Origin of the sequence: Thiorhodovibrio litoralis (assembly GCF_033954455.1) — a bacterium.
GTDB classification, from domain to species: domain Bacteria; phylum Pseudomonadota; class Gammaproteobacteria; order Chromatiales; family Chromatiaceae; genus Thiorhodovibrio; species Thiorhodovibrio litoralis.
In genome coordinates, this window is the sequence record NZ_CP121473.1 from 3,303,004 (window position 1) to 3,322,955 (window position 19,952).

16 protein-coding genes are annotated in these 19,952 nt (G+C 59.6%); 12 read left to right on the forward strand and 4 right to left on the reverse strand.

All coding sequences use genetic code 11. The annotated features are described in order from the left end of the window. Positions 1-227 precede the first annotated feature (227 nt). From Thiosp_RS14645 to pglX, 7 genes are all read left to right on the forward strand, one after another. Positions 228-779: a BrxE family protein gene (locus Thiosp_RS14645; protein WP_201065320.1), complete on the forward strand. Its 552-nt coding sequence runs from the start codon at positions 228-230 to the stop codon at positions 777-779. Further along, positions 779-1,579, forward strand: a complete 801-nt coding sequence (locus Thiosp_RS14650) for a BrxA family protein (protein WP_201065318.1) — start codon at positions 779-781, stop codon at positions 1,577-1,579. Before Thiosp_RS14645 ends, Thiosp_RS14650 begins: the two co-directional genes overlap by 1 nt. Positions 1,580-1,592: 13 nt before the next feature. Then, positions 1,593-2,141 carry a BREX protein BrxB domain-containing protein gene (locus Thiosp_RS14655; protein ID WP_242518413.1) on the forward strand — a complete coding sequence of 183 codons (549 nt, stop codon included), beginning with the start codon at positions 1,593-1,595 and terminating at the stop codon, positions 2,139-2,141. 21 nt (positions 2,142-2,162) lie between these two features. Continuing rightward, positions 2,163-5,801 (forward strand): BREX system P-loop protein BrxC, encoded by a 3,639-nt coding sequence (gene brxC, locus Thiosp_RS14660; RefSeq protein WP_201065314.1) that lies wholly within the window; start codon positions 2,163-2,165, stop codon positions 5,799-5,801. A 110-nt stretch (positions 5,802-5,911) separates the two neighbouring features. Then, the gene (locus Thiosp_RS14665; protein WP_201065311.1) at positions 5,912-6,145 is read left to right on the forward strand and encodes a DUF433 domain-containing protein; all 234 of its coding nucleotides are present in this window, start codon (positions 5,912-5,914) and stop codon (positions 6,143-6,145) included. Then, positions 6,142-6,537 carry a DUF5615 family PIN-like protein gene (locus Thiosp_RS14670; RefSeq protein ID WP_201065309.1) on the forward strand — a complete coding sequence of 132 codons (396 nt, stop codon included), beginning with the start codon at positions 6,142-6,144 and terminating at the stop codon, positions 6,535-6,537. Before Thiosp_RS14665 ends, Thiosp_RS14670 begins: the two co-directional genes overlap by 4 nt. Positions 6,538-6,690: 153 nt before the next feature. After that, positions 6,691-10,692 carry a BREX-1 system adenine-specific DNA-methyltransferase PglX gene (pglX, locus tag Thiosp_RS14675; protein WP_201065307.1) on the forward strand — a complete coding sequence of 1,334 codons (4,002 nt, stop codon included), beginning with the start codon at positions 6,691-6,693 and terminating at the stop codon, positions 10,690-10,692. On the opposite strand, the gene Thiosp_RS14680 is transcribed toward pglX, so the two are convergent. Beyond that, entirely contained in the window at positions 10,645-11,064 is a 420-nt protein-coding gene (locus Thiosp_RS14680) for a hypothetical protein (RefSeq protein ID WP_201065305.1), read from the reverse strand. The genes pglX and Thiosp_RS14680 overlap by 48 nt on opposite strands. A 31-nt stretch (positions 11,065-11,095) precedes the next feature. On the opposite strand from Thiosp_RS14680, the gene Thiosp_RS14685 reads away from it, so the two are divergent. The 3 genes from Thiosp_RS14685 to Thiosp_RS14695 all read left to right on the forward strand — a co-directional run bounded on the left by Thiosp_RS14685 (position 11,096) and on the right by Thiosp_RS14695 (position 12,051). Continuing rightward, positions 11,096-11,359, forward strand: a complete 264-nt coding sequence (locus tag Thiosp_RS14685; RefSeq protein WP_207188020.1) for a type II toxin-antitoxin system HicB family antitoxin — start codon at positions 11,096-11,098, stop codon at positions 11,357-11,359. Positions 11,360-11,571: 212 nt separating this feature from the next. Then, a complete protein-coding gene (locus Thiosp_RS14690) occupies positions 11,572-11,811 on the forward strand; it encodes a hypothetical protein (protein WP_201065301.1) in 240 nt (79 codons plus the stop codon). Positions 11,812-11,862: 51 nt separating this feature from the next. Beyond that, positions 11,863-12,051, forward strand: a complete 189-nt coding sequence (locus tag Thiosp_RS14695) for a hypothetical protein (protein ID WP_201065294.1) — start codon at positions 11,863-11,865, stop codon at positions 12,049-12,051. 119 nt (positions 12,052-12,170) lie between these two features. Here the strand turns inward: Thiosp_RS14695 and Thiosp_RS14700 are convergent, their stop codons facing one another. Then, a complete protein-coding gene (locus Thiosp_RS14700) occupies positions 12,171-13,994 on the reverse strand; it encodes a vWA domain-containing protein (protein ID WP_201065292.1) in 1,824 nt (607 codons plus the stop codon). A gap of 182 nt (positions 13,995-14,176) precedes the next feature. Continuing rightward, positions 14,177-15,454, reverse strand: a complete 1,278-nt coding sequence (locus Thiosp_RS14705; RefSeq protein ID WP_201065290.1) for an ATP-binding protein — start codon at positions 15,452-15,454, stop codon at positions 14,177-14,179. Positions 15,455-15,673: 219 nt separating this feature from the next. Between Thiosp_RS14705 and Thiosp_RS14710 the strand changes: the two genes are divergently transcribed. Continuing rightward, positions 15,674-16,024: an HNH endonuclease domain-containing protein gene (locus Thiosp_RS14710; RefSeq protein ID WP_201065288.1), complete on the forward strand. Its 351-nt coding sequence runs from the start codon at positions 15,674-15,676 to the stop codon at positions 16,022-16,024. Positions 16,025-16,044: 20 nt separating this feature from the next. Here Thiosp_RS14710 and Thiosp_RS14715 read toward each other — a convergent pair whose 3' ends face one another. Beyond that, on the reverse strand, positions 16,045-17,175 hold the full coding sequence (locus tag Thiosp_RS14715; protein ID WP_201065280.1) for a Fic family protein: 1,131 nt from the start codon (positions 17,173-17,175) through the stop codon (positions 16,045-16,047). Between the two features lie 217 nt (positions 17,176-17,392). Between Thiosp_RS14715 and Thiosp_RS14720 the strand changes: the two genes are divergently transcribed. Continuing rightward, the gene (locus Thiosp_RS14720; RefSeq protein WP_201065277.1) at positions 17,393-19,927 is read left to right on the forward strand and encodes a PglZ domain-containing protein; all 2,535 of its coding nucleotides are present in this window, start codon (positions 17,393-17,395) and stop codon (positions 19,925-19,927) included. Positions 19,928-19,952 lie beyond the last annotated feature (25 nt).

The window sequence follows — 19,952 nt, forward strand, 5'->3', positions numbered from 1 at the left end:
GAACGGCGCCCGGCGACTCGTCAGGTCTTCATCCGCGGATTAACACACACAATAAAGTCAAAATAGCGCCAGGATGGTTCGCATCTTGGTGCTCCCCCAATAAACATCTTGAGGTATGCTGGCAGTCGCCCCGTTAGGCGTCAAGATTGAGCCGCAAAAGGCAACCTTCGATGAACGCCGAACACTGACATCCATCGAATCAGGGCGTCAAATAAGGATCTCGACCAATGACCAGCAGCCTCCCGTCGGCAATCGCCGAACTCCGCCTTCTTGTCGGCTTTCTTGGCGAGAAATCCCAGCATCACTGGTGGCCTAGCAGTTTTCTGGCACCCACCAGCGAGGCATTCCTGCTGCCGGTTTTCCCACGCACCACCTTGCTGGCTCAGTATCACGGGGCTTGCGAGGCCGCCCGTCTCCGCCACGACGAGCACGTCGGCATCGGTCGTCATTACCATCTTTACCGTCTGCCAGAAGCGCTGGAGCAATCAATGGCCGAGGCGGTCGCCGCCCCCGACTTCGCCTCTCGCGTTAAGCCACGGCTGACATCAGTCGACTCCGCCCTTGCGCGACTGGCTGAATGGGCGAAATCAGCGGCTGCCACGCCAGCGGACGCCGCGCCAAAGACTGCCAAGCCAAACTCGGAACGCTCTGAAGGCCCGGTCCTGCTGGGCCACTTCGATAGCGACCAACTCACCGCGCTGATGCAGCGCTGCGCGGGACACTACCAAGACGCATTAGTCGCCGGTTATCAGTGCTTTCCCTATCTAAAAGCCAGTTGATGCCCGAGACCCCAGGCTTTTATACCACCCAACTCCAGGCTGGCCTGGGCATGGTGGAGGAGACCCGATTATTGCTAGGCCTCTATCAGCCCGGCATGAACAGCGCGCAGCTCTGCGACGCGGCGCTCGGTTCCGGCCAATTTCCGCTGGTGTCAGCCCGACGATTAAGAAACATCGTGGCCGAATGTTTCGCCCCGAGGTATCTGAAACATGAGGCCGCGGTTCACCTCAAGCCGCTTGCCGAGGTGCTGCCCACCCGCGAACTGGTGCAATTTCTGCTGGTGTTTACCGCCCAGGCCAATCGGATTCTGGCCGACTTTATTCGCGACATCTACTGGCCCAGCTACAGCGCGGGCCGACCTGGCATCAACAAAACCGAGGCCACGGATTTTGTAAAGAACGCCGTCCGCGACGGCAAAACCCGAACACCCTGGTCGGAATCCACCGTGCGCCGGGTCTCGGGCTACTTGCTCGGCTGTTGCGCAGATTTTGGTCTGGTCTCCGCTGGACGTTCGTCAACCAGGCACATCCAAGCGGTGCGCATTCAACCGATGACTGTGCTGTTTTTTGCCTATCATCTGCACTTTTCGGCGCTGAGCGACCATGCCGTGCTGAGCCATGATCTTTGGGGTTTATTCGGGCTTGAGCCCGCTGATGTCCGGGAAGAATTCAAGCGCCTGGCCAGCAACGGCTGGTGGATTATTCAGTCCGCCGCCGGCAGCACGCGCTTGACCTGGCCACTGCCAAACATGGAGGAGGTAACGCGTGTCATCGCCGCCCCTGTCAGCAATCAAGGCTGATTTCGATGAACTCATGCATCGCATCAAAGCCGGCCGCGACTTTGCCCATGCGAGCTTCGAGCCGATCTTCTACCTGGTGTTCTCGCCCCAGGCCCTGCTTGAAGTCAAGCGGCAGACGCCGGCCTGGGAGGCCCGGCTCGCCAATGATGGCTGGGAGGTCCAGCGCTTTTCCATCGCCGAGGCCATTCGAGCGATTCTGGACGAACAACCGGAATTCATCCGCGACCTGTGGCAACGCCAGGATGCCAAGGCGCCCTTGGACTGGACCAAGACCAACAACGCATTGACCGGCGCCATCACCAAGAATGCCGCTCTGGCATCCCGGCTGGAACAACAGCTCGAGCGCATGGAAGGCAACACCAACGCCATTTTGCTGGTCACGGACCTCGAAGCCCTGCACCCCTATCTGCGCATTGGCTCCATCGAGGGACATCTGCTCGGCCGCTTCAACGTCCCGACCATTTTTTTCTATCCCGGCGTGCGCACCGGCAAGACGCGGCTGAAATTCCTCGGCTTTTATCCAGAAGACGGCAACTATCGCTCAGTGCACGTTGGCGGCTAATTTCATTAAGGGAAGCTCGGCATGGACATCAAACAACTCTTCGACAGCAGCAAAGACATCTACCGCACCATCGAGAAGGTCATCACCTATGGTGTCGCGCAAGAGACGCGCCTGAAGGCGGAGATTTCCGAATACGTCGTCACCGACAGCATCGAGGAACAGCTCGAGAAACTGCTCGACAAGATGGAAGCCGCCATGGAGGCCGGCGGCGAGAACGAGGTCGGGATCTGGGTGTCGGGCTTCTATGGGTCGGGCAAGAGCTCCTTCACCAAGTATCTGGGCCTGGCCTTTGATGATCGCGTCACCATCGACGGTCTTCCCTTTCTGCATCACCTGCAAAATCGGCTCAAGAAAAGCACCACCAAGGCGCGCATAGCGGCTGTGGCCAAGAAATACCCCGCCGCCGTGCTGATGCTGGACCTGGCCAGCGAGCAGGTCGCCGGCGCCACCATGGAAGAAGTCTCCACCGTCCTCTACTACAAGGTGCTGCAATGGGGTGGCTATTCGCGCAATCTCAAGGTGGCCGCCTTCGAGCGCCGCGCCAAACAAGACGGCCGCCACGATGAATTCCTAAACCTCTTCGGTGAGCTCACCCAGGGTCAAGCCTGGGCCGATTATCGCAACGATGACTTGGTGGTGGACAGCGTCATGCCCGAGCTCGCCCACCGGATGTATCCCCATCTGTTCCGCACCCCCGGCGCTTTCAGCACTGAAACCAGCGAGATCATCCGCTTCGAGAACGACCGCGTGGCGGAAATGATCGAGATTGCCCGCGAGGCCAGCGGCCGCGACTACATCATCTTTGTGGTCGACGAGGTCGGGCAGTATGTAGGCTCGCGGCAAAACCTCATCCTCAACCTCGACGGCCTGGGCAAGAACCTCAAGGCCATCGGCAACGGCAAGGTGTTGTTCATCGGCACCGCCCAGCAGCGCCTGACCGAGGACGATGCCAGCGCCGCGCTCAACTCCCAGCAACTGTTCAAGCTGAAGGATCGCTTTCCCATCCAGATCGACCTGGAAGCCAGCGACATCAAAGAGATCTGCACCAACCGCCTGCTCGGCAAGTCACCCACCGGCGAGGCAGAAGTGGGCCGGCTGTTCGACCAACACGGCCAGAGCCTGCGCCACCACACCAAGCTCGAAGACGCGCGCGCCTACGGGGCCGACTTTGATCGCCAGACCTTCATCGACCTCTATCCCTTCCTGCCCGCCCATTTCGACATCTTGCTCCACCTGTTAGGTGCCCTGGCCAAGTCCACCGGCGGCATCGGTCTGCGCTCGGCCATCAAGGTGATCCAGGACATTCTGGTCGAAGGGCCGGACGGCAAAACCCCTATCGCCAACCAACCCCTGGGCTGGCTGGCCACCACCGTGACCCTGTTCGACGCTCTGGAGCGCGACATCCGCCGCGCCTTCCCCTCCTGGCACCAAGCGGTTGGCAAGGTCAAGATCCGCTTTCCGGACGCCGAACTCCATCAGCAAATCGGCAAAAGCATCTGCGTCTTGCAGATCCTCGGCAATCTGCCCATCTCGCGCCACAATGTCGCCAGCCTGATGCACCCGAGCGTGGCCTCACCCGCGCTCAACGACCGCATCGAGCCCGCCATTGAGGATCTGCTCAAGGACACCATCGTCCCCTTGGGCGAGAAAGACGGCGTGTTGGCCTTTCACAGCGAAAAACTCAACGAAATCGAGCAGGAACGCGCCAAGATTCCCCTGCGCGCCATCGAACTGCGGCGCGTCCGCAACGAGGCCCTGCAAGACACCTACACCCCGCTGCCAGCCACCCAGCTCAACAACACCTTCTCGGTGACCACCGGCCTGAAGGCGCAGTCGGCGAGCGGCATCCCCGCCAGCCTGACGGGAGACCGCAACCCCATTCAAACCCTGGTTGAACTGGTCGAGCCCAGCGAGTACGAGACCGCCAAAATCCGCCTGAGCGACGAAAGCCGCCAGCCAAGCGCCAAGCAAACCATCTTTCTGCTCGGCCGCGACGCGCCGGAGATGAACGAGCTGGTCAGCGAGATAGTCCGCGGCCGCGAAATCGTCAACAAATACCGCAACGACCCGGATCAGGAAGTCAAGGACTACTGCAACGCGCAAAGCGACCGCGCCGCCCGACTGCTGAATCAACTCGGGCGCCAGATTGGCGCCAGTCTCACCAAGGGGTCCTTCATCTTCCGCGGCGAGCTGAGCGCGGTGGACAGCTTCAACCAAGACCTGATCGAGGCCGCGCGCAAGCACCTGGCCAAGGTCGCCGCCCAGGTGTTCGACCGTCATGCCGAGGCACCGGTGCGCGCCAGCACCGATCTGGCCGAGAAGTTCCTGCGACAGGGCAACCTGGCCGGCATGACCGCCCAGATCGACCCCCTGGGCCTGGTCAAACTCCAGGGCGGCCAGGGCAGCATCGACACCCAACACAAGGCCCTGACCAGCATCAGGGACCAAATCGAACGCCAGGGTAGCCTCGAGGGCAAGCGCCTGAGCGACCTCTTTGCCGACGCCCCCTTCGGCTGGTCACCCGATACCCTGCGCTACCTGGTGGCCGCCCTGCTGGTGGCTGGGGAGATCAAGCTCAAACTGGCTGGGCGCGAGATCACCGTCAACGGCCAGCAGGCCATCGACGCGCTCAAGACCAACACCAGTTTCAAATCCGTTGGGATCAGCCTGCGCGACAACAAACCCTCGATGGAGATGCTCGCCCGCGCGGCTCAGCGCCTCACCAGCTTGGCGGGCGACAGCATCGTCCCGCTCGAAGACATCATCAGCAAAACCACCGCCAAGCTGTTCTCTGACCTCCAGCACCAGTTCGCGCCTCTGGCCGCCACCCTGCGCAGCCTCGATCTGCCCGGCGCCGAGCGGCTCGATCAACTCGCGAGCGACATCAAGGCCATTCTCGCCACCGATGCCTCCGACGCGGTGCAGCGTCTGGGCGCGGAAACCTCCGAACTGTTCGACAGCCTGGAATGGGCCAGAAGCCTCAAGCAGGCGATGACCCAGGGGCTGGAGACCACCCTGGACGACCTGCGCCGCCACCTGCGCGACATCCACGCCCTGCCAAGCCACGGCACCCCCGGGCACCTGCGCCAAGCCCTTGGCGAGCCGATGGCGGACCTCGAGCAACGTCTGCAACACCCAGACTTTTATAAATACGCCACCGACTTCGCCAGCAGTCTCACCGAGTTGCAAACCCAGGTACGCGACGCCGTCAAGCAAATGCAACACGATCAGGCCCAGCGCCTGCGCGATGCCGAGGACGACCTAGGCCGCCTACCCGAATGGCCCGAGCTCAGCCACCAAGATCGCAACAACGCCCTGGCCGATCTGCACAACCTCGCCTCCCAGGCCAGCGAGGACCTCACCGGCCTGCGCGACCTGATCAACCAGGAATACAGCATCCAGAACGAAGTCCAAGACATCAAAAACCGCATCCACCTGCGCGGCCAACAGATCCTGCAAGAGCGCCTGCGCGCGGAACAGGAACAAGCCGTCAAGGACGGCCAAGCCACCATCTGCCGCCAACAGGCCCTGAAAGCGCGCATCACCAGCATTCAGGACCTGGACCGGCTAATCCGCGACTTACAACAACTGCGCGGTGAGTTGCAGTATGCGGCTGAATTTGAATTGAAGATTGACTTGGAACCAGGCACCCTTCGCTAAGTTTCGCGCCAAATGGCGCATTCCGTTTTGGCCGCAAGCATCAGCAGACCGCAACCGCAAAAGCCTATCATCGCCTCTCTTAAGAACAGCAAGACGCCATGGAAAAAACGATGAGCACCACATTTGATCGCATCACCATCGATCCTGAGCAAATGAACGGGCAGCCATGCATCAGGAGCATGCGACTGACTGTCAAACGGGTCGTCGAAGCAGCGGCTCTTTATCCCGATCGTGCCGAGCTCAAACAGGAGTATCCCGAGCTCGAGGACGAGGATATCCGCCAAGCGCTTGAGTACGCAGCCGCGAGCCTGGATGATCAGGTGATCTATCTGGATGCGGCATGATTCGTTTTTTGTTGGATCAAGGCTTGCCTCGCAGCACCGTTCAACACTTGGCAGCCTGTGGCTTTAACGTCTGCCATGTTGCCGATATTGGTTACAGCCGCGCCTCAGACGCGGAAATCTCCAACTTGGCGCAAGAGCAAGATCGCGTGATTGTCACCCTTGACTCGGATTTTCACCGACTGCTCGCGATGAGTGGCGACAACGGCCCTTCGGTGATCCGCCTTAGACGGGAAGGACTTCGCGGCTCTGATGTCGCCAAGCTGGTTCAACGTGTTGCGGGACAATTCGCTGATCGAATCCAGAGCGGTGTGATGGTCACAATCACAAAGCGCTCAATACGCCTTCGTGGGTTGCCACTGGAAAAGGTGTCATCGACGTTTTCTCCACGCTAAGAGCCGCATTTTCACAATTTCCTAGGCGTCCTAGTCTGTAACCTGGACGATTGAGTACACCGAGCCAGCCAAGTTGTCGTATTCATTGGATATCGCAGCAAAATTTACCGTAAATCTTGATTGACGCGCCAAAAGACTCAGGAACACCCCCCCATGGCCTTCGACAAAGCCACCCGCAACGCCCTGCAGAAATTCGTCGCCCGCGCCCGGCGGCTGCTCAGCGACGAATTCACTCGCCAACTGCAGGCCAGCCATGGCATGGACCCCACCTCCGGCGTCGTCGCCGACATGGCCGCCCTGAGCCACCTCGACAACCAGCAACTGCAAACCGCCGCCATTCTGCGCGAGACCCTGCACCACTACCTGGCCGTCACCCCCGGCAAGAGCGCCCAGGAGCGCGGTCAACAGGTCCTGCAGCGCATGGTGCGCGAACAAGCCTTCACCCTGCTCAACCGGCTCGCCGCCCTGCGCATGGCCGAGTCCCGTGGCGTGCTATTCGAGTCCCTCACCAAGGGCCAAGCCTCGCAAGGCTTTCAGCTCTACCAGATGGTCGCCGGCACTGCCCTGGGCGAGGTCGGCGACGTCTATCGCCAGTATCTCCTCAGCCTGTTCGACGAACTCGGCCAGGATCTCCCCGTCCTCTTCGACCGCTACAGCCCCCAGGGCCTGCTGTTCCCCAAGGACTCGGTCCTGCTCGAACTCATCGACGCCATCAACCACCCCGACATCGTCCACCTCTGGGCCGAAGACGAAACCATCGGCTGGATCTACCAGTATTACAACGACCCGGACGAGCGCAAGAAAATGCGCGCCGCATCCGCCGCCCCGCGCAACGCGCGCGAACTGGCGGTGCGCAACCAATTCTTCACCCCGCGGTATGTGGTCGAATTCCTCACCGACAACACCCTGGGGCGCATTTGGTACGAAATGACCCAGGGCCAAACGCGGCTGGTCGACCAATGCCGCTACCTGGTGCGCCGCCCAACCGAAATCTTCCTGAACCCAGGCGAGGCCGCACCCGAGCTGCCCGAGACCGAAGGACTGAGCCAGGAGGAATTGCTCCGGCAACCGGTCTACATTCCCCACCGCCCGCTGAAAGACCCGCGCGACATACGCTTGCTCGACCCGGCCTGTGGCTCCATGCACTTCGGCCTCTATGGCTTTGACCTCTTCGAGACCATCTACGAGGAAGCCTGGGACCAAGGGCTTTGTCCAGCACTGCAACAGGCCTATGCCTCGAAAGAAGACTTTCTCAAAGACGTTCCGCGCCTGATCATCGAGCACAACATCCACGGCATCGACATCGACCCGCGCGCGGTGCAGATCGCCGGACTGTCGCTGTGGCTTCGTGCCCAACGCAGTTGGCTCAATCAGGGCGTCAAAACCGAGAATCGCCCCCGGATTCGCCGCTCCAACGTCGTCTGCGCCGAACCCATGCCCGGCAGCGCCGAACAATTGGAAGCCTTCATCGCCACCCTCGGCTCGCCGCTGCTCGGCGACCTGGTCCGGATCGTCTTCGACAAAATGCAACTGGCCGGCGAAGCCGGGGCACTGCTGAAGATCGAGGACGAGATCCGCATCGCCATCGAAGCGGCACGGGAGCAGTGGCGCACCCAACAGGACGATTTGTTTACCCGTCAGGATGCATCCGAGGCAGACTTCTTCGACACCGCCGAGCAACAGGTCATGGATGCGCTGCGCGCCTATGCCGAGCAGGCGGATGTCCATGCCTACCAACGGCGGTTGTTTGCTGAGGATGCGGCAAGGGGATTTGCTTTCATTGATTTGTGTCGGAAGCGCTATGACGTGGTGGTGATGAATCCGCCGTTTGGTGAGCCTTCTGAAGCCCTCGCTCCATGGCTTGAAAAAAGATTCACTGACTTCAATAAAAATATTCTTTGTGCATTCCTTTTCCAAGCGTATAAAATACGCACCCCTGGCGGAAAAGTTGGTTCAATTTATGATCGCACTGCCGTCATTAAAAATACGTACGAGAAATTTCGGCTTGCATTTTTTGTTGCAGATGATCGCTTACATGCTCACTGCGATCTCGGTTGGGATGTTCTTGACGCGAATGTCGAAGCCACATCATCAATACTTGGTGAAGCGCAACCACCTCATGCAGCTACGTTTTTTGACGTTCGACTCTCAACGCCCGATCAAAAGGGTCCACAATTGCTTCAGCACATCCAATCTGTTCGTAAAGAATCAGGTTCCGGATTTTGTGTCTCTTTTGGAAGTTTATTTTCACGTTTTCCAAATGCAGTTCTTGGGTACGACTTTCCAGACATCGTAAAGCAATGGTTTGCGACTTTACCAAGTTTTGAAGATCAAGGAGTGCAGGTTATCGCTGGTCACACAATTCTTTCTGATAGATATTTTCGAAGCTGGTGGGAAATTCCTCTTTATGATGCATTCCACCCTGAAGCAAGCTGGCAACGTCTTTATAATGGAGGGGAATATTCTCGGTTTAATTCTCCACTCTGTGATGCAGTTTTTTATGGTAAAGACGGGTCTCTAATCTCGGAAAACACATCCACCATTCTAAGAAATCTTCGGCTACAACAAAAAGGAGTTATTGGGTTTGGTAAACGCGGGGAATTTATCGATGCTCACGTCCTTCCCAAAGGGTTTATCTCATCAGTTGAAGGGCAGGCAGTAGTCATTCGTGCAAATGCTAACGTTAAAGCAACGCTCGCAATTTTAAATAGCACTTTGTTTCAAGCAGTAATCAACCTTTACTGCGGTCAGCACAAGTACCCTGGTTATGTTCATTTATTTCCTTGTCCGGATTGGTCAAACGACGACCTTATAGTCGCAGGCGAATCGGCTTTCCAGGCATTTCGCGCCAAAGAAAGGCTTGAAACAGGAGATGAAACTAATCCGCGTTTTTTGAACTCTGAATCACTACTTCCTTGGAATAACAAGGCAACGGAGCGATTTCGAATTATCGCAGAGGACATTAGTGTTAACGAAGCAAGGTTGAATGGAGCAATCCTTGATGCATATGGTGGCAGGGAAGCAGCCGAATCATTCATCAACCCATATATTCAACGCGAACCAAAAACAGGAGGTGCGACAACGGCTGAACCAGTCAGAATGCTTACGGAAAATCACACGTTTTTTTTCGTTGGAACGGTTTTTGGCCGCTGGGACATCCGCTACGCCACCGGCGAACGCCAACCACCCGAGTTGCCCGACCCTTTCGACCCGCTACCGGTCTGCCCGCCCGGCATGCTCCAGAACGCCGACGGTCTGCCCGCCGAACCCAAGGACCTGCCCACCGATTACCCGCTGCGCATCTCCTGGCCCGGCATCCTGGTCGATGACGAAAGTTACCCCGAGGACATCGTCGCCCGCGTCCGCGAAGCCATTGAAGTCGTCTGGAAAGACCGCGCCGGAGCCATCGAACAGGAAGCCTGCGAAATCCTCGGTGTCAAATCCCTGCGTGACTACTTCCGCCGCCCTGCCGCTTTCTTCGCCGATCACCTGAAACGCTACAGCAAAAGCCGCCGCCAGGCGCCCATCTACTGGCCGCTGTCCACCCCATCCGGCCGCTATACGCTCTGGCTGTACTACCACCGCCTCACACCCCAGACCCTCTACAGCTGCGTCAACGATTTTCTCGATGGCCCCCAGGGGAAATTAGCCCAGGTGCGCGCCAGCCGCGCCGCCTTGGCCAACAAAACCACCCGTACCCCCAAGGAAGAAAAGGACTTCGCCACCGTCGCCGACCTCGACACGGAATTGACCGCGTTCCGCGACCAGCTGCTGCGCATCGCCCGCGACTGGCAACCCAACCTCAACGACGGCGTGCAGATCACCGCCGCGCCCCTGTGGCCGCTGTTCAAGCTGCCGAAGTGGCAAAAGACGCTCAAGGACACCTGGACCAAGCTCGAACAAGGCGACTACGACTGGGCGCACCTGGCGCTGAGCTACTGGCCCGAGCGAGTGCTGCGCAAATGCCACCAAGACCGCAGCCTCGCCATCGCCCACGGCGTGGAGCAGGATTTCTGGGAGGAAGTGGAAGTGACCGAAAAGCCCAAAGGCAAAGGCCGCGGCAAGGCCAAGGGGGGCGCCAAGCTGGAATGGCGCCCCAAACCGCTGTCAGACGCCGAGCTGGCGCGATTGATCCAGCGCCTGATGAATAGCTAATCCCGACGCAGCCAGCCAGCCGCGCTCGCTGACTCCGCCGCGCGCAAGAGGATACCAATGATGAACACCTTGATCGTCGAAGCAACCGTCACCCCAGACCATCTCGTCCGGCTCCCCGACGATTGGCCCCTCGGCATGCGTGTTCGGGTCCAAGCCGAACCCCAGCCAGAAGCCGCCGCATGCTCTGATGAGGATCAGCAGCACAAGCGCGCATTCACCGGCGATGATCTCCTCGATCACTATCAACCGCGCACCGAAATTGGCCGTCTGGCCCTGGCTGCTCGCAGGGCTTACCTCGAATCCGGCGGCAAATTGCTGACGCAGGATGAGATTCTTGCTGAAGTCAATCGGCGTCGTTGCGGTGATTATCATGACTAAGCCAGGCTGGCCAGAGTCGCACAGAGTGGCAAAACAATCGTCTCGCATTCGGATGAATAGCCATGTTTGTCTTGCAGCCATGACCATCAGCGCGCACGTCTATCGCGATTATCCGTTTACTATCCAGTATCTAGCCAAGGATCCGATCTACAGCGTCAACTTCCCTGATATTCCGCAAATCATTCCCAGCGGCGAGACCCTGACCGAGGCATTCGCGAACGCCTGTGAAGCCTTGGATCTCTGCCTGGAAAGCCTGGAGCAGCTCGGCCAACCCGCTCCGCTGCGTTGAACAGCGAAACTCTGATATGCAATCCTTCGTTTTCGATTGTGAAATTGACGCCACGCACAAATTGGGTGCTGCGCCTTTCAACCACTGTGGCAACCGGCCAACATAGGATTTCTAAGAAGGCATGCGGCTATTGGATTGCGATGAAATCAACGCCGAGGTGCGCGAACGCCGTGGCGGCGCATAGCATGAACCGTGGAAGGAAAAGCAGTTCAATGAAAGAAAGCGCCAACTTTACTAAAATTGTCGCCTGGTCGGATGAAGACCAATGTTTTATCGGACATAGTCCAGGCGTGATTGGCCCCTGCTGCCATGGCGGCAATGAGAAGGCAGTCTATGCCGAACTCTGCGAAATCGTCGATGAATGGCTGGCAATGTGGAAAATGGACGGCAAGCCATTCCCCCAACCGACCGATGCACAGGCGAACAACCAAACAATGGCGAATGGCGCATGAGCGATGCCAGCGCAATCACCGCCAAATTCGCGCGACTGAGGAGCGAAACCGATGGAAGCAATCCGCACGATTCAAACCGTTGAGAATGGTCAAATCTGTCTCCAATTGCCCGAGCAATTTTGGGGGCAGGAGGTCGAGATTGTTGTTTTGCGCACTCAGGAATCTGCTCAGGCGCAAGAAACATCTGGTTCGCTTTACCCCAGGGCGGCATCAACCCCATCATCTGGGTCATCATCATGAATTCATACAGGAGCCGCAAACCATGTTGAATACCCTTCGCGCGACTGTCACACCCGCCGGCACCATTGTTTTTAAAATAAACCGACCCTGGAGCCATAAGCCGCTCACCGCTACCGTCATCAGCGAATTTCAAAGATCGGCGCTCTGGGCGTAAAAGGCAAGCGCCGCCCCTCCGGGAGCAAAAAGGCGTGCTCGAACGGGATGTCGAGCCGCGCCTCACAGAAGCCATCGGTGATTAACAAAATTGGGCCGGCGGCCGGAAATTCGCTCTGTTTGGCCAGATCGCGCAGTCGATCCAGGCCGGGTTGCAACACAGTCCCGCCACGTCCGCGCACCTGATAGCGTTCCAGCAGGGCTTCCGGCGGCACCCAGCCATGATCGAAGGCGGCGGCATCGCAGCTCACCAAGCGCACCGCCTCGACCTCGCGGGCCAGGCTGTAGCTGGCGATGGCGCCTAGGGCCTGCCCGAGGAGCTTGGGGGCCATGGATCCCGAGGTATCGAGCACCACGCCAAAGACCCGTGCCTTGCGGGTCTCCTCGGGTGGCAGCCGGGGAGATGGCCGGGGGATATCGGGCGTGGCCGATTGGCGGCGGGAAGGTTTGGCATAACTGCGCTGTCGCTCGGGTGGCGGAAACTGGGCGTCGAACCACTCCGCGAGGCGCACATCCCAGGGAATGGGAGGCTGGCTGAGACTACGGATGGCTTCGATCAATCCCGCCGGCAGGGTGCCGCGACCACTGGTAAACAGGCGCTCCATGCCTTGTGCGAGGGCGCGGCGACAGTAGGCTTCGGCATCGACGAAGGGCGGCCCCTGCTCATCACCGAGCAGATCGGGTTGACCCGTGCCGCGCAGTGTTGCCAGCTTGCGGGCGCGGCGGATATCCCGGGCCAGACGGTCGTAGATCTCCTCCGCCGACAGGTCCGTAAGCGCCGGATCGTGTAACAGCCCGAGCACAGGCGGGGTGCCAACGCGCATCTCCATCAGCCAGGCGTTGATGACGTAGTCGCAGGCCGCGTTCCAGAGAAAGGGATCACGCCCACGACGTCGGGAGCTGTGATTCAAGCCCGCGTGCAACAGCTCGTGGGCCATGACAAAGAGCGCCTCGGCATCGCTGAGATGGGCCGCGGGGTTGATCCAGATGCGCCGAGCGGCCACATCGATGGCGGCAACTTGAATCCCATAGTGTTGACACTGGCGTGGGTCTTGCTCCAAATCGAACCCAGCGGCCAAAGCCCCGAGCAAGGGATAGGCATCCATCAGGCGGCGTTTGGCCCGCTGCGCCTCGGTATCCCGGTGCAGCGCATCCCCTGGCTCCTGGTGTCCTGCCACGACCTGGAAAGCCACCCCCACGCCACGGGCAATGCCTGCCGCGAAATCAGCGCGCCAATCGTCCCGCGTCCGGCATCGACGCCAACGGGGTCGGGTCGCCTCCAGCTCGATGAACAGCGGATGGTCCACGCCGCTCCAGGCATCGCGCCAGGCGATCAATGTCGGTTCGGGAGGATTCGCCCTGAAGTGCTGAAACAGCGCCGCTTCGCCACCGGCGGGAAGGGATAGCGGTGGATGCCACAACGCCTCCGGCAGCGGCCCGATTTTGAGCCCGTCACAAAAGTGTTCCGCCGCCAGCAGGCACGCCAACTCCCAAAGCGTTTGCGGCTCCCGGCGTTGCACCGACCCCAATCCCAAACACACCAGGGCGGTGGCGATCAGCCGCGCCCATTCGGCGGGTTGAGCGCGGCGGCTGGGATGCAGCCAGATCTCGCCATGCGCGCTCAACACCAGCCAACCCACCCGCCCCAGATGTTGATGATCGGTATCGCGATGGATATGACAGGCATTGAGCAAGGGCAAGAGCACGGGCTGAGTCTGGAGCAGGCCGATCCCCGCCTGTTGCGCCTCCTGGGTCGGATGGGGACGGGACTTGGCCTTCGCCTTGGGCATCTCAGCCGCGTCCCGCCAAGCGCGGTAGATCAAACGCCTGGTTGGGGCTAAGTTGGATCGCGGCATTCATAACGCCATGTTAAGAGAATTTTTTAGCTCGCTGACAACATTGCTCGGGGGAGCCCTTCGATATTAAACGTGGTCTGTCCCGGTTTCCCACCCTGTTTCCCCCAAGCTGGGGATTATTTCCTTGAGCGAAGCAGGTTCTTTGCGATCGTATAGCAATGCAATGCGACGGGAACCACGTCGATCAAGGTTTCGTTGATCTGTAGATGTTGCGACAGCGTGCGCGTCGTCACCAGAGGTCGCCGCGAGAGGTGGTGCCGACTGGCAAGCTCGATCAAGCCGCGGAGCTCCCGGGGTTGAGTGACGATGGCGTCCGACCACTTGATCTCGATGGCAAACCGCGGTTTCTGCGTGCGCGGATCCAAAGATACAATATCAACCTCGAGATCCTGTCGGCCCTCTTTCCAGCGAGCGTAATGCAAGGAGCCACTGATACCAATATCATGCAGCCACTGCCCCCAAACAGCAGTTTCCGCCAAATGGCCCATCGCACCATCATCGTCGCGGACAAAACCAAACAGCGCCGCGCGAACAGACGGATTGGTCAAATAGACCTTAAATGTCCGCGCCCGCTTCATGCGCAAGGCATTGGCATCAATACGATGCACACGCCGAATCAAGAACGCCGCCTCCAGATATTCCAGATAGTCGCCAAGGCGCTGCTTGGAGATGCCGGAATGCTTCGACAGCGCCTCCAGTCCCAGCTCATCGCCGGTATTAAAGGCCAAGACATTAAAGAAACGATTCAGCTCCTGGGTATTGGAAATACCATAAAGGCTCGGCAAATCCTTCAACAACACCTTATCGATGATATCCTGGCGCAAAAACCGTGACGGATTCGCGCGCACGGCCTCGTTCATCACCGCCTCGGGGAAACCGCCGTAATTGAGGTAATTCAAAAATTCCGCATTCAGCGCATCGATATCGCTGGCAAGATAACGCGATGGGCCGTCATCGCTCGCCCCCGATCGAATCAGACCATCTTCGACCCCGGCAAAGTTCAAATACTCGGCAAAGGTCAGCGGTGGCAGCAGAAACTCCGTGAAGCGGCCAGCGCCTGACTCGCGGCTCTTCATTCGCAACGCCGCTGCCGCGGAGCCGCTGGCGATGAAACGCATCCGCGGATAGCTGTCGACCAACGACTTAAGATGCACCTCCCAATCCTTGTGATACTGCACCTCATCGAACAGCACCCACAGCTGCCGATCGTCTGCATGCCCCTGGGCGGTGGTAAACAAGCGCACCATGCTCTCGAGGCTGCGCCCCGAGTACAGCGGTGTATCCAGTGAGGCGTAGAGGATATCGGTCCCAGCGACGCCATCATCGAGCAGCCGCTGCACCAGATGTTTCAACATCACCGTCTTGCCAACGCGGCGAGGGCCGATCAGCACCACCGCCCGACGCACATCCAGGCTCAGCGCCAGCTGGCAGAAGTGCGGGAAATACGCCCGCCGCGGCCACGCCGCCTCCACCTGATCGATGCCAGCGCCGGCGCGCCACCAAGGGTTATCAGCACCAAGCCGACGCTGAACCTCTTGGATGGGGATATCCAGCTGTGATGCCATAGATGCGGGCTGCAACTCTTAAACTGTCAAATTAAGCAATCACAGAAAATGTTACTCTTACTTTCCAATGGAAACAATACCAAGACAGGGACTTACGCGGTTGCGTTTGCATGCGGTTGGCGACCCCGCTCGAGGGCGAGCGATGCCTCAGCGTCAGCAAGCTCGCGGACGACTTTCGCACACCACCTCCCCTGGTCCTTCGTAGTCCACGACCAACTCTGGAACCTCATCCCAGTGCCGCCCTCGGTCAACTCCGCCAAATCCAACCGCCTCCCCGCGGCCGACTATCTCGAGCCCTTCACCCGCCTCCAACACCAAGCCCTGCAAATCGCCAGCGCCGCACTCCCACCCAAAGAGACTGTGAAAGTATTCGATGTGGCAACTTTCGGTGGTGAATAGGCCTGTAAACGCACATTTGTTCAGCCGCTAACACGGATCGACGAATCGTTTGGCAAATTGAGCGAGTAGCGCGTCGATTTTCGCTCGCCGGTTCGCCGCAACACGCCAAGCGCGACGAGGTCAGCAAGATCGCGCGTCGCTGTCGGCGGTGTTGCGCCGGTGATGCTGCGGTATTTCCCGGCGCTCAATCCACCAACAAAACCGTCCGGGCCGGCCGCGAATAGCCGCAACACGGCTTTTCGTTGACGTTCGTTCAGCTGGTCGCCAATCCGGTCAAACAGCCGCGCTTTTGCAAGGGTAAATTCCAGCAGGGCGATACTGCGACGCCGAGCCTCAATGGCTTTATTCGCAAACCACTCCAGCCATTGCGTGATTTCCAGCGTCTTGCTGGCCGCGTGGAGCGCGGCGTAATAGGTCTTTCGGTGTTTGAGGAGGGTGGTGGACAGGCCGGTCAGGATTGGCGGGCGAACCCCCTGGGCGAGCGCCTTTTCAGCGATGGCGCGCCCAAGCCGGCCATTCCCGTCCTCGAACGGATGGATGCTCTCGAACCAAAGGTGGGCGATACCGGCGCGGGTCATTGGCGGCAAGGGCTGCCCGGCTTCAGCGGCCGTGTCGGCAAACCAGGTGAGAAAACGCGCCATCTCGGCGGGAACCCGCTCAGACGGGGGTGCCTCGTAATACACTGTTGGCGCATAAATGGCGCCAGAAACAATCTGCATGGGTTTCTGGTGGGTGCGGTATCGACCGATCCCATCAAGATCGCGCCGCCCGTTCATCAGCATTCGATGCCAGTTTTGGATGTCAGCATGATCGAGCGGAGATGACAGGGTCTGATACAAGTGGCTCATCAACTCGGCGATGCCGGCCTCCGCGGCGCCGACCTGGCGCCGGTCAGCGACAAGGCCGAGTTGCCGCCGAATGGAGGACTGGACGCTGTCGCGATCAAGCATTTCGCCCTCGATGGCGGACGTGTCGGTCGCCTCGAGGCAGAGCTGCTCGACAAGAAGGGTCTCGCGGTCTGCGTCATCGATGTGCCGCGATGTTCCAATGAGGATTCCCGATTCCTGGGCAAATAGGCGCTCGGCCGGGGCTAGGCGGTCCGGCGACCAGGTAAAGTTCGGCCAGTTTGGATGCTGCCAGTTCCAGCGCATGATCGATAACCCATCTGTTTATCGATCATTATAGCGCGCATCGGTGATCGATACGCCTGCATGGCGCGCTTCGGTGTGGAAGGCGCCCTCGCGCCGCTCGAGCAAACAACCGCGGGCGTTTTATTTCCTAGGAAAAATCCCGGGTGTTTGTCATTATCAGCAGACAGGTTTTGATTGATGCTAACTTTTCCACAGTGATTTGTGCACCGGTTCAGGAATGAGCGACTCCATCACCGAATTCATCAGCCAGGAAATCCTTCTCCCCCGCCTGGCCAAGCATCAGGTGCTGGCCGTCTATGACCCCGACCGGCGTTACCGCGAGCTCTGTCTGGCCTTGGCGAGTGAGCAGCGCATGGTGGTGGATGCGACGGATTCCAGTATCGACAGCCGCCTGGCGGCGCTGGACGCGCTCGCACGCATCGGCAATCAGGAGATCCACGAGCTGCTGGTTTATGTGCCCGCGCCCAAACCCATCAACGAGGAAGACCAGCAGAAAGATCCCTTTGCCATCCATGCCGCTTGCGGCGCTGTCTTCCCGGAAGGCGATGGCGATGATTTCCTGGCGCTCTGCCTCAAGGCCAAGCCGGATGATGCCACTCAGGTACGCGCCGTCTTTGCCGAGGAGCCCAACCCGAGCTTCGCGGTCATCGATGCCATCGGCGCCGGCGGTCTCGGCTGGCCGACTCTTCGCGCGCTGCTCGGCCGAGACTCGAGCCGCGATCTTCTATTCGCCCTCTTGGTGCCGAACCAGCGACAGCAAGACGAACTGAAAGGCAACGAGGCCTGGGTGAAGGAGGCGCGCGACCTGCTGAGGAACAGTCTCGGCTTGCACCTGAAGACCAAGGGCAAGACCTGGTCGAGCATCGCCGATGAGTTCTGGCGCTTTTTGTTGTTCAGCGAATTCGTCTTCGACCTGCCGGTGTCCTTGCCCGCCGGGTTGGAAAGCATTCCTCGGGCAAGTCTGCCATCTCGCCCGCTGGTTGAGGATCTTTGTGATCGGCTGCGCAGCGACCTGCGCACCCAGGCTCGCTACGTCGAACAGGCCGAGCGCGTCGAGCAGGAGCTCAATCTTGCCGACATTTGCGCCAATCTCACCGATCTGGGCACGCGCGACACCTTTGCCTTTGAAGAACGCACCTTTCTGCGCCGGGCCATGGGGGCCGTGCTGGGGGAAGACACGGATCAGGCACGCGCCATTCTGGCCCAGCATCGGGGGTCGGTTTGGACCGGCAAGGGGGAGAGCCAGGCGCAGTGGGATCTGCTACAAGCCACCGCGACCCTGGTGGAAACCTGTGCCGATCTCGATCGGGTGCTCGGCGATCACTGCGGCGGATTGGACCAGCTGGTGGACTTTTATGTGCGCCAGTTGCGCGAGATGGACCGCTTGCAGCGCGAGTTCGAGCAAGCCGTCAGTGGTTATGCCTGGCAAGACACTGAAGGACTGATGCAACCGCTGATCGACCGGGGGCGTCAGGTCTATGGCCAACTGGCCAGCAAGGTCCAGCAAGTGTTCATTAAGCATCTGCAACAGACTGGCTGGCCCTTGAACGGAAAACTCTGCAACACCGAGGTCTTCGATACCCAGGTGGCGCCGTTGCTCGCCGCCAGCGGCCAGCGGGTGGCCTACATCCTGGTGGATGCGCTGCGCTACGAGCTCGGCGTCGCCCTGGAGCGCCAGCTGGCGGAAGACGGCCAGGTGACGCTGCACGCGGCCATGGCCCCCTTGCCCAGTATCACCTCGGTCGGCATGGCCAGCCTGTTGCCCGATGCGCAGGCCGGCTTGCGCCTGGTAAAAGCCGATGGCGACGTCACGCCCCATCTGCATGGTCAGGCAGTGACCAACGTAAACCAACGCATGGAGGTGATGCGCAAGCGCTACGGGCAACGCTTTCAGCAGGGGCGGCTGGATGATTTTGTACGCAAGACCTTTACGCTCGACGCGGATGTCGACCTACTGGTCTTGCGTTCGGTCGAGATCGACAGTCAATTCGAAAATCACCCGGACAGCGCGCCGGGCGAATTGACCAATGCGCTTAAGCGCATCCGCGTTGCCGTCACCATGCTCAAGGCGCACGGCTTCCGCGAGGTCATCATCGCCACCGACCATGGTTTTTTCATCAACACCCATGCCGGCCCGGGGGACACCTGCGCCAAGCCAGCAGGTGACTGGCTGTGCGTGCATGATCGCTGCCTGCTCGGACAGGGCGCGCAAGACAGCCAGCATTTCAACCTGCCGGCGGAAAAGCTCGGCGCGCGCGGAGACTTCGCGCGCCTCGCCGGTCCTTTGAGCCTGGCGGCCTATCGCGGCGGCTTGGCCTATTTTCATGGCGGCGCATCCTTGCAGGAGTTGGTGGTGCCGGTCATCCGTCTGCGATTGAAAGCCGCCGATCAGCCCCGCGTGCAGCAGGCCAAGGTCAGCCTGAGCTACAAGCAAGGCCTGAGCCGCCGCATTACCACCCGGGTGCCTGTGTTCGAGGTGGCGGTGGAATCCCAGGATCTTTTCTCCCAGGAAGGCGAGTTTGAGATCCTGCTCGAAGCCCAGGACAAAAAAGGCAATGTGGTGGGCGAGGCCAAACCCGGTGGACTGGTCGATCCCGCCTCGGGCACCATCACTTTGAAACCCGGCGATCAGGCAAAGATTACCCTGAAGATGAGCCTGGAATATGAAGGCAAGATTAAGGTGTTGGCCTTGAACCCCAACACCATGGGCATTTTTGCCCAACTCGAACTGGAAACGGATTACACGGTTTAACCAGATGGATGCATTGGATCAACAA